The 16,194-nt window shown below is 38.8% G+C and carries 17 protein-coding genes; 11 read left to right on the top strand and 6 right to left on the bottom strand.

From position 1 onward, the window contains the following. The first annotated feature begins 10 nt into the window (after positions 1-10). Genes HUV91_RS10960 through HUV91_RS10940 form a run of 5 tightly spaced genes read left to right on the top strand, consistent with a single transcriptional unit; the run spans position 11 to position 3,246 of the window. Entirely contained in the window at positions 11-829 is an 819-nt protein-coding gene (locus HUV91_RS10960) for an ABC transporter ATP-binding protein (protein ID WP_174493387.1), read from the top strand. After that, positions 826-1,605: a lipid asymmetry maintenance ABC transporter permease subunit MlaE gene (mlaE, locus tag HUV91_RS10955; protein WP_174493386.1), complete on the top strand. Its 780-nt coding sequence runs from the start codon at positions 826-828 to the stop codon at positions 1,603-1,605. Before HUV91_RS10960 ends, mlaE begins: the two co-directional genes overlap by 4 nt. Next, entirely contained in the window at positions 1,605-2,282 is a 678-nt protein-coding gene (locus HUV91_RS10950) for an outer membrane lipid asymmetry maintenance protein MlaD (protein WP_174493385.1), read from the top strand. The genes mlaE and HUV91_RS10950 overlap by 1 nt, the downstream gene beginning before the upstream one ends. A 22-nt stretch (positions 2,283-2,304) precedes the next feature. Further along, entirely contained in the window at positions 2,305-2,937 is a 633-nt protein-coding gene (locus HUV91_RS10945) for an MlaC/ttg2D family ABC transporter substrate-binding protein (RefSeq protein WP_130074322.1), read from the top strand. A gap of 21 nt (positions 2,938-2,958) precedes the next feature. Further along, a complete protein-coding gene (locus HUV91_RS10940) occupies positions 2,959-3,246 on the top strand; it encodes an STAS domain-containing protein (protein ID WP_130074323.1) in 288 nt (95 codons plus the stop codon). A 158-nt stretch (positions 3,247-3,404) separates the two neighbouring features. Here HUV91_RS10940 and HUV91_RS10935 read toward each other — a convergent pair whose 3' ends face one another. Beyond that, on the bottom strand, positions 3,405-4,418 hold the full coding sequence (locus HUV91_RS10935; protein ID WP_130074324.1) for a CorA family divalent cation transporter: 1,014 nt from the start codon (positions 4,416-4,418) through the stop codon (positions 3,405-3,407). A gap of 155 nt (positions 4,419-4,573) precedes the next feature. Here HUV91_RS10935 and HUV91_RS10930 point away from each other — a divergent pair, with 155 nt between their 5' ends. Continuing rightward, positions 4,574-5,188 (top strand): TIGR00730 family Rossman fold protein, encoded by a 615-nt coding sequence (locus HUV91_RS10930; RefSeq protein ID WP_174493384.1) that lies wholly within the window; start codon positions 4,574-4,576, stop codon positions 5,186-5,188. A 110-nt stretch (positions 5,189-5,298) separates the two neighbouring features. After that, a complete protein-coding gene (locus HUV91_RS10925) occupies positions 5,299-5,691 on the top strand; it encodes an NUDIX hydrolase (RefSeq protein ID WP_174493383.1) in 393 nt (130 codons plus the stop codon). A gap of 53 nt (positions 5,692-5,744) precedes the next feature. Here HUV91_RS10925 and HUV91_RS10920 read toward each other — a convergent pair whose 3' ends face one another. Then, positions 5,745-6,380, bottom strand: a complete 636-nt coding sequence (locus HUV91_RS10920; protein ID WP_174493382.1) for a ComF family protein — start codon at positions 6,378-6,380, stop codon at positions 5,745-5,747. Between the two features lie 276 nt (positions 6,381-6,656). Further along, the gene (recG, locus tag HUV91_RS10915; RefSeq protein WP_174493381.1) at positions 6,657-8,702 is read right to left on the bottom strand and encodes an ATP-dependent DNA helicase RecG; all 2,046 of its coding nucleotides are present in this window, start codon (positions 8,700-8,702) and stop codon (positions 6,657-6,659) included. Positions 8,703-8,761: 59 nt separating this feature from the next. On the opposite strand from recG, the gene HUV91_RS10910 reads away from it, so the two are divergent. Next, complete coding sequence (locus HUV91_RS10910) at positions 8,762-9,514, top strand: NAD(P)H-binding protein (RefSeq protein WP_130074329.1); 753 nt, start codon at positions 8,762-8,764, stop codon at positions 9,512-9,514. A gap of 165 nt (positions 9,515-9,679) precedes the next feature. Next, entirely contained in the window at positions 9,680-10,102 is a 423-nt protein-coding gene (locus tag HUV91_RS10905) for an alpha-ketoglutarate-dependent dioxygenase AlkB (protein ID WP_228721855.1), read from the top strand. 19 nt (positions 10,103-10,121) lie between these two features. Here the strand turns inward: HUV91_RS10905 and HUV91_RS10900 are convergent, their stop codons facing one another. Both HUV91_RS10900 and plsB read right to left on the bottom strand, forming a co-directional pair. Next, positions 10,122-10,388, bottom strand: coding sequence for a hypothetical protein (locus HUV91_RS10900; protein WP_174493379.1), 267 nt, complete (start codon positions 10,386-10,388; stop codon positions 10,122-10,124). 89 nt (positions 10,389-10,477) lie between these two features. Further along, complete coding sequence (gene plsB, locus HUV91_RS10895) at positions 10,478-13,063, bottom strand: glycerol-3-phosphate 1-O-acyltransferase PlsB (RefSeq protein WP_130074333.1); 2,586 nt, start codon at positions 13,061-13,063, stop codon at positions 10,478-10,480. 286 nt (positions 13,064-13,349) lie between these two features. Between plsB and HUV91_RS10890 the strand changes: the two genes are divergently transcribed. Both HUV91_RS10890 and HUV91_RS10885 read left to right on the top strand, forming a co-directional pair. Continuing rightward, the gene (locus HUV91_RS10890) at positions 13,350-14,225 is read left to right on the top strand and encodes an acyl-CoA thioesterase (protein ID WP_130074334.1); all 876 of its coding nucleotides are present in this window, start codon (positions 13,350-13,352) and stop codon (positions 14,223-14,225) included. Between the two features lie 150 nt (positions 14,226-14,375). Next, entirely contained in the window at positions 14,376-15,602 is a 1,227-nt protein-coding gene (locus HUV91_RS10885) for a dicarboxylate/amino acid:cation symporter (RefSeq protein WP_174493634.1), read from the top strand. 15 nt (positions 15,603-15,617) lie between these two features. Here HUV91_RS10885 and HUV91_RS10880 read toward each other — a convergent pair whose 3' ends face one another. Then, complete coding sequence (locus HUV91_RS10880) at positions 15,618-16,148, bottom strand: hemerythrin domain-containing protein (protein WP_130074336.1); 531 nt, start codon at positions 16,146-16,148, stop codon at positions 15,618-15,620. Positions 16,149-16,194: the final 46 nt, after the last annotated feature.

Raw genomic sequence — 16,194 nt, 5'->3', positions numbered from 1 at the left:
ACGTTCAGCTATGAATAATCAATTATATCCCGATGCTCAAGCTTTAATTGACGTTAAAAATTTAAGCTTTAAGAGAGGGGAGCGTGTCATATATGACAATGTAAATTTAAAAATTCGTCGTGGACAAATTACCGCAATTATGGGGCCATCTGGCACAGGAAAGACCACATTACTGCGTTTGATCGGTGGACAATTAACACCAGATCAAGGTGGAATATTACTTGATGGTCAGAATATTGCTACAATGTCTCGAAGTGAATTATTTGCAGCGCGCGCACGTATGGGCATGTTATTCCAAAGCGGTGCATTATTTACAGATATGTCCGTATATGAAAATGTTGCCTTTCCCATTCGAGCACATACAAAATTACCAGAAAATTTAATCGCTGAAATTGTCGCTTTAAAATTAGAATCTGTCGGTTTGCGTGGTGCAGAGAAGTTGATGCCAGCGGAGCTATCAGGCGGGATGAATCGCCGTGTTGCGTTAGCTCGTGCGATTGCATTAGACCCTGATTTAATTATGTATGACGAACCGTTTGCAGGACAAGATCCGATTGTGATGGGGGTACTCACCCGTTTAATTCGTTCATTACGTGAAGCTTTGGATTTAACCACGATTATTGTTTCACATGATGTGGATGAAACTTTATCTATTGCAGACTATATTTATGTGGTTGCTGAAGGGAAAGTACAAGGCGAGGGGACACCTGCACAATTGCGTGAACATGCATCGCCATTTGTACGTCAGTTCCTGACAGGATCAGTTGAAGGTCCTGTTGATTATCAATTTAGCCATCAAGCCTATTTAAGCAATGAGGTCATTTCATGAATGCAATTGCCTTATTGGGTAGACGTGTTTTAGAACGTATTCAAGGCATAGGCGTTGCAACTCAAATGTTGTTACGTGTCTTATTTTCAATGCCTACGATTTTAGGTGTGAAACTTTTTATTTATCAAATGTATCGAGTCGGTGTTTTATCCTTCTTGATCATTGCTGTATCGGGCTTGTTTATCGGTGCAGTACTTGGCTTGCAGATGTATAACATCTTGGTCACTTTTGGTAGTGAAGCGATGTTGGGTGCGGCTGTTGCATTGACGTTGTTACGTGAATTAGCACCTGTGGTTGCAGCGCTGCTATTTGCGGGGCGAGCAGGTTCAGCATTAACGGCTGAAATTGGTTTGATGAAAGCGACAGAACAGCTGTCTAGTATGGAAATGATTGGTGTAGATCCATTAAAACGTGTGGTTTCTCCACGTTTGTGGGCAGGTATTATTAGTTTACCGATGCTGTCTGTGATTTTTGCTGCGATTGGAATCATGGGTGGTAAAATGGTCGGTGTTGACTTTTTGGGGGCAGATGAAGGCTCTTATTGGAGTGGCATCATGAGTAGTACCCAATTTTACAAAGATGTACTCAATGGCACGATTATTAAAAGTTTAGTTTTTGCCTTAATTTGTACATGGATTGCGGTATATCAAGGTTATGCTTGTGAGCCAACATCAGAAGGTATTGCAACATCGACAACACGTACAGTCGTGTATTCATCATTATGTGTATTAGGTTTTGATTTTGTGTTGACTGCGGTCATGTTCGGAGGTATTTAGTGAAATCACGTACAAGTGAGTTGACCGTAGGTGTTTTTGTCATCGTCTTCGGTATTGCTTTATTTTTCTTGGCGATGAAAGTGAGTGGCTTAGTTGGCAACACGCTGAAAGATAGTTATAGCATGACTGCAACCTTTGACAATGTAAATGGTTTAAAACCACGTGCCAAAGTGACCATGAGCGGTGTGAAAATTGGTCAAGTTGAATCTATTTCTTTAGACCCTGTCACACGTTTAGCGACTGTAAAATTTGATCTTGATGGTTCATTAACCAGTTTTAGTCCAGCTCAATTAAAGACTGTACAACAAAATGCTTTAGAAGAACTACGTTATAGTTCTGATTATCAAGCTGCTGATGCAAAGAAACAAAAAGAAATGGAACAGCAACTATTGAATAACATGAAATCCATCACAAGTATCGATGAAGATGCTTACATAATGGTTGCAACCAATGGTCTTTTAGGTGAGAAATACCTCAAAGTTGTTCCTGGTGGTGGTTTAAACTATGTAAAACGCGGTGAAAGTGTCACAAATACCCAAGGTACAATGGATCTGGAAGACCTTATTTCGAAATTTATTACTGGTGGTGCAGGGAAATCATCAGAGGGTGCGTCAGGTTCACAAGACGCACCTGCATCAAATGAAACGACAGATGCTCAAACATCTTTTGTTGAATAAGCATTAGAGGAAATATTGAAAGATGAATATTTTAATGAAACAAACTTTTACAGCAACAGTATTGGCAACTATGTTGGCAACTGCTGCGAATGCAGCCCCTGCAGAAGCACCATCAGCATTTGTGAAACGTGTTGCAGATGGTTTGATTACACGTTTAAAAACAGATCATGCAAAACTGCAAAATAACCCTGCAGCAGTAAAAGCAATTGTACGTCAGAATCTTGATCCGTACGTAGATGGTCAAGCATTTACACGTATTGTGATGGGTACTTATGCGACCAATCAGTATAGTAATGCAGCACAACGTGCTAAGTTTGAGCAAAATTTCCGTAATACATTGATTGAAAATTATGGTTCAGCTTTTGCTAAATATACCAATCAAACGTACACCATGCGCCCATTTAAAGCAACGAATAGTAAGAATCCTGTAGTGACCATCGACTTTAATAATAAAGGCGAAAAAATTCCTGTGTCATTCCAGTTGGCTGATCATGGTTCACAATGGAAAATCCGTAACATCAATGTTTCAGGCATTGATTTAGGTTTGCAATTCCGTAATCAGTTTGCTGCAAATGTGAAACGTAATGGCGGTAATATTGACAAAGCGATTGCGACATTTGAACCAGATGCAGATGCAGCAGTTAATAAAAAGTAAGATCAAGATAGGTGGTCGTGAGTGATTGAATTTAAAAATCAGGAATTACATGTAAGTGGTAAGATCGCTTATGAGAATGCTGAAAACTATTATTTAAATGGTTTGAAAATCATTCAGGCTGAGAAAACATTTCCAATGACTGTAAATTTATCGCAGTTGGAACATGGTAGTACCTTAGCTTTGTCTGTTTTAGTGCAATGGTTACGCCATACACCAAATACGCAAGGCTTACAATTTAAAGCTGTTCCTGAAAAAATGATGAAGATTATTCAAGCCTGTCATTTACAAGATGATTTAAAATTGATTTAAATTGTTAAAGTAAAAAGAAAAGCACCGAAAGGTGCTTTTCTTTTACAACTGTAGCATTTTGAAGTTTGCTTTATAGAATGGATGTAAAACATACTAACAGGATTGTAGATTCGGTGTGTTTTTTGCGCTTCGCTTTGAAGAAATGCCTCAAAGCTTGCTCAAATCCATTTTTTCCATCTAAAATAAATCAGTGGTCCAACAAAGAATGCAATCAAAATACTAATGACCACATAAAAACTCGTTGTACCATGAGCAAAAGGTAAAACTTCAGTGTTCATTCCATAAATACTGGCAATGAGCATCGGAGGTGCAAGCATACTAGGTAGAATCGAGAATCGACGAATCGTATCATTCTGTTCGGTGTTAATGAATCCTGACGTTGTATCGAGTAGGAATCGAACTTTTTGAAACAAGAAAGCATCATGTTCAACCAATGAGCGAACATCTTCACTGAGCTCTCGAATATCTGCATCATAAATATGACTGCCCAAAGCACGAGGACGAGAAAGAAAGGTCAAAACTCGGCGTAAGTCGATGAGACAGAGTTGTGCTTTTCCGATCATGTCCTCTTTTTGTGCTAAGCGAGTAATCATGTCATCCAAATCTAAAATTTGTTCACGATGACGTACATTGAGTACTTCGGTTGAATATAGTTCTAAGTCCTTGTGGACATCTTCTAAGATATCCGCAAGTTCATCCAATTTGGCTTCGAGTAAACCCAATAAAATCCAAGTTGGATCTTTGTAGTCAATATCGTAGTCATTACGGCGTGCACGTGCACGGAAAGCACGGAAAGCAACCAGTTTTTCGCCACGCAAAGTAAATAAACGATCTTTATGTAAAATAAAAGCAACCGTTTGTACATTGGCAAGCATGTTGGATGAGTCTTCAGGATCATCTTCAACTTGATAATTTTTATTTTTCGTTAAAAAATAAGTACTGATATGCAAAATCCCATCATCATCACGATAAAATCGAGCAGATGATGAAATGTCTTCCAATGATTTTAGCGTTGGAAAATTTTGCTCATAAGCATCTAAAACCCATTCTTGTTCTTCTTGTGAGGGTGCAATAAGATCAATCCAGACCAGTTCAGGATGTAGATCAAATCCACCATTAATGGTGGCATCTTCCAAGCTACCGCGCTCAGTGGCGTAAAAGGCTTCAAGCATAGTGTCTTTTCTTCCTTGCGCTGTAGTGTTCAATCAATGCGTGTATTTTAGACAAGGATTTCAGTAAAAACACGGATTACATTGCTCTTTTGTAAAAAAAAATTGTGATACATTTTACAATTGTTGCATAATAAAATTTAAAATAGGTTAAATTCATGAATTCTATTGCAATTTTTTGTGGCTCATCTCTTGGTACAGATCCAATTTTTGCAGCTACTGCAAAACTGACTGGCGAAACAATCGCCAATCAAGGTAAAACATTAGTCTATGGTGGTGCACGTTCTGGCCTAATGGGGATTATTGCAGATAGTGCTTTAGCAGTTGGTGGCAAAGTCATTGGGGTGATTCCAGAAGGTTTGGTTGAGCGAGAACTTGCACATCCACATTTAACTGAATTATATATTGTAAAGAATATGCATGAACGTAAAACGAAAATGTCTGAACTTGCGGATGCATTTATTGCATTGCCGGGTGGTGCAGGTACAGTCGAAGAAATTTTTGAACAATGGACATGGGCACAACTTGGGATTCATTTAAAGCCGTGTGCATTTTTAAATGTCGAAGGTTTTTATGATGACTTATTAAAATTTATCCAATTGACCACGAATAAAGGTTTTTCTAAAGCAAGGTTTACAGATCAATTGATTTATTCCGATGCTTTGGATGAAATTTTATTGAAATTTGAAAATTATCAAGCACCTGAACCCAAATGGGGGGTAAAAGACCGTGAAGAATTGGTTAAATTGGATGACGCAGATAAAAAAATTTGACTAATTAAAACACAGCGATTATTTACATTTTGCATTTATCTAAAACACAATATATTGCATGTTAAATAAAATAATATCACAATATATTGTGTTTTTTATTTTTAGTCATCATGAACGTTATTACTGTTGCTGCTGCCATTATTTTAAATGATCAAAATCAATTGCTGTTGGTTCGAAAGAAAAATACTGACTTCTTTATGCAGGTGGGTGGTAAGTTAGAAGAAAATGAAGCACCTGAACACACCATGTTACGTGAGATTGCAGAGGAAATTGGTGCAAAAGCAAACATTCAGCAATTTATTGGTCGTTTTGAAACGCGTGCAGCCAATGAAGCAGGGCATCAATTGGTGAGCTATGTTTATCACGTCACCTTAGATCAAGCGCCGAAAATTGATGCTGAAATTGCAGAGATGAAATGGATTGCTTTGGATGACGATCCAACTTGGCTTGCTCCTTTAACCAATGAAGTCGTGATTCCGTGGTGTAGGGAGAATCTTGGCTAAGTACCCTCTTTACTTGTGAAGCAATGCTTCTCATCTTTCAAAGGCAAAGAGGGCTATTTTGTTCCAGCAACAGCGATACATGCACTATAAATCTGCTGACAACCTAATTTTTCTAGTGCTTGGTTGAGTGCATGAATTGAACTTCCTGTTGTCACTACATCATCAATAATCAATACTTTTTTATATTTTCGTTTTTCAGCAGGGATGATTTGAAATTGGTTTTCAATATTTTCCAGTCGTTCGATTCGACTTAACCCTTTTTGTGAATGTTGTGCTGCACGAATCACAGGTTGCCAGACAGGGACTTTGAGTTCTCTTGCCATAATTTTGGCAATGAGCAGCATTTGGTTATAGCCACGATCTTTTAAGCGTTCTGTAGAAATTGGCATGGGCACGATGGCTTGGACTTTTGGAAGTCTTAAATTTAAAAGACTGTGAGCAAGTAAGTTTTGATATTGCAGTTGTTGTTCGTATTTATAGGTTTGAATAATGCGATTGATTGGAAAATCATAGTGATGTGCGCAAAGGATATTTTGTTCATGGCGTATAGTATGTTGTTTAAACCAAGGCAGTTGTTCCCAACAATCATTGCAGAGTGAATGCTGTTGTTGGCGGTCGATACCACAAAGCAGGCAAGGGGAAATGCTTTGTACGCCTTTGTAGAGTAGTTGGTTGATAAATTGGAGCATATTTTTGTTCTTTTTTATTTTTGAATATTGATTCTAATACCATTCAATCAAAGTTGGGTAATATAAATTTAAGGTTTGCACTGCCTTAATTTACAGTGAAAAGTTTAAATGAATTTGTGTAGGCAATTCTTTACTTTTGACTGGACAAAAGTAAAAAAACCTCTTTGTTGGGCAAAGGGCACGTCCATGATGCCCTTGCCCAACGGCGACATCCATGTCGCCTAACGCGATAGCAAATTCCTTTGTGATTTTTTCTTTTATTTTGTAAAGAGGTATTTAAACATACGCATATCTAGGTGCTTCAGGTAACCATCTTTTCAGTAATGCTTCTGCATTTTCAGGATAATCTTTTAACACTTGGCTTGCGACATGATGGGCTTGATTGAGCAAATGATCATCTCTTTCCAGTTTGGCGACACGAAAACCCATATCTCCTGTCTGTTTGGTTCCAAGTAATTCACCCGGACCCCGTATTTCTAAATCTTTTTCGGCAATGATAAAACCGTCATTGGTTTCACGCATGATGCGTAAACGCTCTTGTCCATTTTGCGACAGCGGATTTTTATACAGTAGGGCACAGAAACTTGCCGTGGCACCTCGTCCAACTCGCCCTCGAAGCTGATGCAATTGTGAAAGCCCTAGACGCTCGGCATTTTCAATGACCATAATTGAAGCGTTCGGTACATCGACACCCACCTCGATCACAGTGGTTGCAATGAGTAACTGGAGCTCATTGTCCTTAAATTGTTGCATCACAGATTGCTTTTCATCGGCTTTCATTTTGCCATGCACAAGTCCAATATTCAGTTCAGGAAAACGCTCTTTAATTTCTGCATACGTGGCTTCAGCCGCTTGTGCATCCAAAGTTTCAGACTGCTCAACCAACGTGCAGACCCAATACGCCTGTTTACCTTCGGCACAGTTTTTGGCAATGCGTTGTAAGACTTCTTCGCGACGATCAAGGGGGATGGTCACGGTTTGGATCGGTGTACGTCCGGGAGGGAGTTCATCAATCACTGATGTATCCAAATCACCATAAGCTGACATAGCCAATGTACGTGGAATGGGGGTAGCGGTCATCACCAATTGATGTGGCGTGGTGTTGTCCTGACCTTTGTTGCGCAGGGCTAAACGCTGATCGACCCCAAAACGATGTTGCTCATCAATGATGACTAAACCGAGTTTAGCAAATTCGACATTGTCCTGAAACAACGCATGTGTCCCGACAATGACATTTGCGGTACCGTCTTTAATAGTTTGTTCTGCCGTAGTTCGTGCTTTGCCTTTTTGTTTGCCTGAAAGCCACGAGACATTCAGACCCAAAGGTTCAAACCACTTTTTAAAATTCAAATAATGCTGTTCTGCTAAAATTTCAGTTGGTGCCATCAAGGCAACTTGCCAACCTTCTTCCAGAGCATGACAGGCGGCAACACCTGCAACTAAGGTTTTTCCTGCGCCGACATCACCTTGAACAAGGCGTAACATCGGTTTGTTTTGTTTTAAATCTTTGGCAATTTCATTCGACACACGCTTTTGCGCACCTGTCATTTCAAAAGGCAAATTTGCCAAAAGTTTTTTGGCAAAAGTTTTACTTGGTGAAAATGATGGTGCTGAAATTTGCTGAATATAAGCACGACGAGTCAATAAACTGATTTGGTGTGCCACCAATTCTTCAAAAATCAGCCGTTGCTGTGCAGGGTGTGAACCTTGTGACAGTTGCAACATATTGGCATCGACAGGAGGATGGTGAATATATTCAAGCGCCTGTTTCATAGCGTAGCCATTGGTAAATTTCTCAGGCAATAGCTCAGGTAAATCATCGGCATGATGGTTCAGTGCTTGTTTGACATAGTCACGCAGTTTAGGTTGCGTCAAGCCTTCGGTCGCAGGGTAAATTGCCGTGAGTTCAGTTTGTGGTAAAGGCGTATGTTCGGTGATGAGCTGTATTTCAGGATGATATAACTCTAAACCACGTGCGCCGACTCGAACTTCACCAAAGATTCTTAAACGGTTGCCTGCTTTGGCACGATCCATCAAGGCTTTATAAATATGATAAAAACGTAAGGTGACTTTGCCGAAATCATCCTGTAACAGAATCGCCATCGACTTACGCTTTCCGGGTGGCATATCAATCGATTTGACCACGCCTTCCATGAGGTAGCTACGCCCAACCTGTAATTGGTTCATCGGGATGATCGTGCTACGATCTTCATAGTCACGTGGTAAATGAAACAGCAGATCATCTGTTGTGAAAATATTCAGTTTTTCAAGTAAAGCAGCGGCGGCATTGCCAACCCCTTGCAATTGATGGACGGCAGCCATGTCCCCTCAACTTAGGTTCTAGTGATCTTGATTGATCAGTTTTACGAATAGGTGGTTTGATGCATATTCTATTTATCGGTTATGGTAAAACATCGCAGCGTGTTGCTAAACAATTATTTCAACAAGATCACCAAATTACCACAGTGAGCCGTAGCGCGAAAGAGGACGATTTTGCTGAGCATTTGATTCAAGACATTCATCAGCTCGATTTATCGCAAATCAAACCTGTCGATGCGGTTTATGTGTTACTTGCACCATCTCGAAATAGCACTTTAAGTTCTGTGGAAGCTTACACGCACACTTATGTGGATTCTGTAAAACCCATTGTAAATGCTTTAAAAGATCATCCTGTAAAGAAAATTATCGTGGTGTCGTCGACACGAGTTTACGGTGAGAATAACGGTGAAATCATCAATGATGATTCGCCAACGATCCCTAGTGATGAACAAGGTCATTTGCTCTTGAAAATGGAAGCTTTATGGCAACAGGCTTATCCAAATGAATGTGTAATTGTACGTCCGACAGGGATTTATGGGATTTCATCTGAAAGAATGGTGAAAATTGCTCAAATAACAAAAACTTATCCGAATATTCATTGGTCAAATCGGATTCATATTGATGATCTTGCCAATTTCTTAGCGCGTTTGCTTCACGTGGAACATCCTGAAAAATCATATATTTGTACTGATAATCATCCTCAACCTTTGCATGAGAAAATTTTAAAGATTCAACGTGAGATGGGGTTGCCTGAGTTGGTTTTGGAGAGTGATAGGGAAACGGGGAAGAGGATTTTTGCGGGGAGATTAGATTAATCAGGATTTAAGTTTGAGCATTAAACTTGTTATAGTGATATTTCATAATGATTAGATTCAAGTGTTTATAAGAAAATGAAAGATATTCTTTATATTGATAACTTTATAGAAGACCCACAAAAATTATTCGAGGTTTTAAGTCATAAAATTGTATGGGATAGTCGCATGACTGCACGTAAAACGGCAAGTTATGGAAAAGCTTATAATTATTCACAAATGTCTTATCCTGAGGTGCCTTTTTTAGATGAATTAAAACCGTTGATTGTTCAGATTGAAAATGTATTGGGTTTTGAGCCGAATAATTGTTTGATTAATTTTTATGAAAATGGTCAGGCACGTATGGGCTGGCACTCTGATCAAACAGATATTCTGTACCCTCAAACAGGCGTTGTAATTGTGTCTTTAGGTAGTGAGCGGATGTTGAAATTTAGAAAAATAAGTCATCCTGAAATTAACAAAGAGTATTTATTGGCTTCAGGAAGTTTGCTTTATATGACTCAAAGTATACAGAAAGAATGGCAACATGCTATTCCAAAACATGAAACAGATCAGGCAAGAATCAGTTTGACCTTTAGGAAGATTTTGTAAAATATGTGATATCTAAAAATTATACAGACAAAATCACATTTTTAATTGTAATGAGCCATTCTTTTAATTCTTTATGTGTATCAAATTCATTTCCTGTCAGTTTATGAATACTTTCCATATACTCTGCAGGATTTTCTAGAATTTCAATAATTTGCTTTTTAATCGTAAAGATATCAACGGCCCAAGTTGGGGCTTTAACAGCCTTGTGTAGTTCATATATTCCATAATCCTCTACATGGCAATATAGATGAAAAAAGGATTTAATCGGTTCGGATAGTTCTTGCACGATAATTTTAGATCTCTCCTTAGCCCTCACTTGCGCTAGATTTAAAGCAGTGCTTTATTTCTAGCTCAGGAGAGGGGATTTATAAAGCTTTACTTCTTCTTCCGCTTCAAACGTTTCTTCGCTTGCTGTGCAGCCAAAGCGTCCAATGCTTCTTTTAACTCATCATCGGTAAACGAGGTAATGTGCTGGAGCATTTGCAAAGTCACATCATCCAACACCAAGTTGGCATATTGCGCAACATTACGGAATTGCGCATCAAATACAATCGCATTGTCTTCATTGGTCTTGATATAACCTTGCTCAGTTAAGACTTTCACAAAGCTTTGGAATAAGGCTTTATCAAAGAACTCGGGTGAGTTGAACTCATACAACACCGACAAACGCTGACCAACTAAATGGCTCAATTCTTCAACCTGACGAATTGAAATATTGCCAGAACCACGTTGCGTGATCAAAGCCAGAGTCATGTAATAACGCTCAAGACTTTGACGTACAGGTGCAGCCAATACAGCAAGCTGATTATGATCTTCCGAGTTTGGCACAGGGCAGTAGATAAAATCTTCATCATCGACAAAAATCAAATTCGCTTCGGCTAGCGCATTTACATACTCTTCTACTTGCGCTTTGATTTCACTGTCTTTCCATTTCAAGAATAATTCAGCTTTTAAGAATGGATAAAGCGTACGAATCACATTGAGCAAATCAGCCTTACTGATTTTCCCATTATGCTCAACCAATGCAGCAATAAGTGAAGGTAAAACAAAGGCATGTAAAATGTTATTACGGAAATAAGTCAGTAAAACAGCCTGATTGTCTTCAATCGCAATAATATCGCCAAGTACGTGTTGAACACGTTTAATTAATTTCAGTTTTAGACCATAAGCAATAATTTCTTTGCCCGAAAGAGGGGTAACTTGAGTACGACCGTCATACGGAATTGCAGTCAGCAAATTGCGATACGTATCGAGCTGTTTAACACAAATACCTTCATCAAGCGTGTGTTTCGGTGTCGCTAATAAAATCAGTGACAATAACGAAACAGGATTGATCACCACGGCACGGTTGATATTTTCCAGAATAGCATTGGCAGAACTATTGACCGCATTGGAAATTTCTTGCGGAATCGGATCGTCATTGTGTTCAATTTTGATCTGATCTGCGCCGTGTTGTTTCAGTAAATCATCCAAGAAAACAGGTTCACCGAAATTGACATGTACACGTCCAAAGATACGCTCAATCTTTTTCAGGGTTTGAATAATACCCCAGATTGATTCAGATTCTTTAGCCTTACCATTCATTTCGCCGACGTAGGTCGCACCTTCCATCAAACGCTCATAACCGATATAGGTTGGAATAAAGACAATCGGTTTGGCTTTTTCACGTAAATGGCCATGTACTGTCATGGCCAACATCCCTGTTTTCGGTGGCAATAAACGTCCAGTACGCGAGCGACCACCTTCGATGAAGTATTCTAATGGGGTATTGCGTGATAAAATATTAAATAAATATTCTTTAAATACAGATGTATAAAGCGCATTCCCACGGAATGAACGACGAATAAAGAATGCACCGCCACCACGTAAAATTTGCCCAACAAATGGCATATTGAGGTTATCACCTGCTGCAATATATGGCACCATCAAGCCACGTTTATAGATCACATAAGACAGCAGTAAGTAATCGATATGACTACGGTGGCATGGGGTATAAATGACTTCATAGTCTTTAACCAACTCTCGTACTGTACTGAAGTTATGAACTTCCACACCGTCATATAACTGCGTCCATAGACGTGTTAAAGCTCTTTCTGCAAAACGAACCGTTGATGCAGAATAGTCAGATGCTATTTCATTGACAAAACCAACCGCTTTGCGCTCTGCTTCAATCATACTAATCTTTGAGCGGATACTTTCTTTACGAATGGCATCCTGTACATCGGGTGATTTGATTAAAGATTGCATCACGTTACGGCGATCTGATAAGTCGGGACCAAGTACCACTTCACGCTGACGGTCTAAATAATCATTCAGTTGATTGACAATATAAGTAACAGGAGAAACATTTGGATGCTGTTCTTTTGCATAGTTCACTAAGCTACGTAAAGATTTTGCTTCATGGAATTCAATAAAGGATTGACGACCATGCACGCCTATATTCACCAACTGCTTCACTTTACTTGGTGTTGCCCATGTATCTGTAAATAGAAGTTTAAATAATGAATCTTCTTTATCAGGTGAACGTCCCCATAACACAGTCACAGGAATCAGTTCAACATTCACGTCAGGATGTTGTTCAATAAAGTCAATTAAACGTACAAGACGAGGTGGAAAAGCATGGCTGTGCTGTCCTAAAAACTGTACATCATCATTATTTTGTAAAAATATAACAGCGGCTTTTTCTTTTTGACTTTCAAGTTGAATCGGGTCGAGTGCAGGTTGTAAATTTAAACGGCGTGTTTCCGCATCTACAACTAAGGCATTACTACGTGAATAATTTTGTAAAACGTAACACACAACTTTTGTGGGAGGTGTTACAGCAAGCTCTTGGTTATTTTCATGGGCTAAGAGGGGAGTCTCTGGGGTAGGAACCTCTCCAAGAACATGTGGTGTGACCACAAGGTCAAGTAGCTTACTGGAAAGCCGACGATACATTTGACCAAAACCATTCTTGGACATATTTACTCCTAGCACCTAGACATATTGTATTGGGGCAAAACCCATTAAATATTAAAAAATTGCCATTAAACAATATGTCATTTTCTAATAAATCATGACGATCGTATGCAATTTTATCGTTAAAAATCGTATTTTTAAGAATTATAACAAAAAAATAAGTGACAACATTGTTTATGAAACTTTAGTAAATCACTCTGAAATTATGGCAGAATAACCACCATTATCTAAAGTTTCAGGCCAATGTGGAATTTTACTTCACTATAGCCCAAATAAGAATAGGTTTTATATGAATGCTTTAACCCAAGATCTCGTAGATTTACTTACACTGGAAAAGCTTGAAGAACATATTTTTCGTGGGCAAAGTCGTAACCTTGTGGGTAAGCGTGTCTTTGGTGGTCAAGTGCTGGGTCAGGCATTGCGTGCAGCATCTTATACCGCAGACCGTCCTGCACATTCGATGCATGCCTATTTTCTTTATGGTGGCGATATTAATGCCCCGATTATTTATGAAGTTGATAAACTGCGTGATGGTAAAAGCTTTTTAAGTCGCCAAGTGCGTGCCATACAGCATGGACGTACCATTTTTTCAGCGATGGTGTCCTTTGCTACCCCTGAAGAAGGTTTGAACTATCAAGTTGCTGAACCTGATTATCCAGCGCCTAATGAGTTGAAATCAGAACAAGAATTAAAAGAAAATTTAATCAGTTTTATTCCTGAAAATATTCGTGCAGCATTTATGCGCCCACGTCAGGTAGAAATTAAACCGATTAATATCGGTAATCCATTTCAGCCACAACCTGAAGCGCCATTAAATGCATTTTATATGAAAACCTATGAAAAGCTGCCACAACAACTTGCAGATGATGTGGCTTTAAACCAGTCAATTGTGGCATTTTACTCAGATTATTCCTTTATGGTGACAGCATTACGTCCACACGGAATGACGTATTTAAGTCCAAGTATTCAGATTGCCAGTATTGATCATGCAATTTATTTCCATAAACCAGTCAAAGCTGATGAATGGATGTTATATGACATGGATGCAACGGTGACTGCAAGTTCTCGTGGTTTGAATCATGGACGTATGTGGCAAAATGGTGAATTGGTCTGTAGCACAGTGCAAGAAGGCTTGATGCGTATGCGTGAAATCGAGCAACGTTAAGTTTTTTATTTTATTTATAAAAATATATAAAGAGCCATCAATTTTTGATGGCTTTTGTGTTTTTAGTGCAACACTTGTCACAAAAAATGCTCGATTGTTCATGCTTTCAATGGCATAGTTCTGCTAATTCAAGAAAAATAGTCAGTGAAGATGAGCTTAAATACGCAAATATTAATTGCTGCAATATTAGGAGTCGCATTTGGATTTCTACTCAACCAATTTCCTGAAACCCAATTTTTTGACACTAGTATTTATGTATTAGGGATAGCCAGTAGTATTTTTATTGGTTTACTCAAAATGCTGCTCGTGCCACTTATTTTTAGCTCGATTGTGGTGGGGGTGTCCAACTTGCAGGCGGGTGGGCAACTCAGTCGTACATGGAAAATCACTTTAGCATGTTGTGTAACGACAACAACTTTAGCGCTGATTTTAGGTCTCACCTGTGCCCATTTATTTGATGTGGGTAAAGGGGTAGACATTGCGTTATTTCAAGATGCAATGAATAGTCATCAAACACCAGATACCCTAACCCCAAGCTCATTTTTTACCAATTTTATTCAAAATACTTTAATTAATCCCTTTAAAGCATTTGCAGAGGGCAACGTTCTTGCAGTTGTTGTTTTTGCACTGTTTTTAGGGGCGGCATTGGTGAAAGGAGGAGAGAGATTTAACAGCATTCGTGCCTTAAGTTTGCAATTCTTTGAAGTGATGATGCTGCTTGTGAGTTGGGTAATGAAGCTCGCACCAATCGGTATTTTTGCATTATTGGCGAAGCTGATTTCTACTGAAGATCTTTCAATTTTGAGCCGTTTAGCAGAATTTGCTGCGGTGGTAACAGGAACAACCATTTTTCATGGGGCAGTGGTCTTACCTTTACTGCTGTGGATATTTGGCAAAATGAATCCAATCACCTTTTTTAAAGGTACACGTGCTGCATTAATTACTGCATTTGCGACCAGTTCAAGTTCAGCAACAATGCCACTGTCGATGAAGTGTGCACAGGAAAATTTAGGTGTGAGACCTCAGACAGCAGGTTTTGTGATTCCATTGGGTACACAATTAAATATGGATGGTACGGCACTATATGAGGCTGCAGCCGCCTTATTTATTGCAAATTTGATGGGGTTAGATCTGAGTATTGGACAACAAGTGATTGTTTGTTTGACGGCGATGATTGCATCTTTAGGAGCACCGGGGATTCCAAGTGCTGGCATGGTCACGATGATTATGGTATTGCAATCAGTAGGCTTACCCGCTGAAGCAATTGCAATTTTACTCCCAATTGATCGCTTGTTGGACACAGTGAGAACTGTGGTTAATGTACAAGGCGATATGATGATCAGTGTGGTGGTAGATCGCCATACTCGGGAAATGTAATCCTATGATTAGAGCTTATGAGGGTTGATACATTGTATAAAGATGGTCTTCCTCTTGATTGATTCGTTGTGCTAATACTTGACCAATGGTTTCATATTCAGTGCGAAACTCTTCAATATTATCATCACAAATAGCGGTTGTTTGCCATTTTTTAATAAACTTAATAAAGGCATGGGAAATACCGTTCATTTCTTTACGATAAAATTTGATGGTTTCGAGCTGTTCAGGATTTTGAATAAATTTTTGCTCAAGATAACAATAAAAACTGACATTTTCCTGCATGATATGACGATTAAACTCAGTTTTGAGCGTATCTAGATTTTGCTGAATTGCGTCATATTTTTGCGATAAAATATAGTATGAAATTTGACCATATAAGTTGATCAAGGCTTGATGATCATGTTTAAGTGCAGGAATAAGTTGTTCTGAATATGAAATCGCAGAGGTTGATTGATTGATGTTAGATGTGTGTTCAGCCTGTAGTTGTTGACTTGAGGCTTTGAATATTCCAAAGAGTTTTTGGAAAAATAAAATAATGCTATTCATCACGAATTTCTCATTTATTGTGATATTTGTTGTAATTTAACATTAT

Source organism: Acinetobacter sp. Marseille-Q1623 (assembly GCF_902809895.1).
Lineage (GTDB): Bacteria > Pseudomonadota > Gammaproteobacteria > Pseudomonadales > Moraxellaceae > Acinetobacter > Acinetobacter piscicola_A.
The sequence above is the reverse complement of the archived record's forward strand: the minus strand, read 5'-3'. Positions and strand labels throughout refer to the sequence as shown.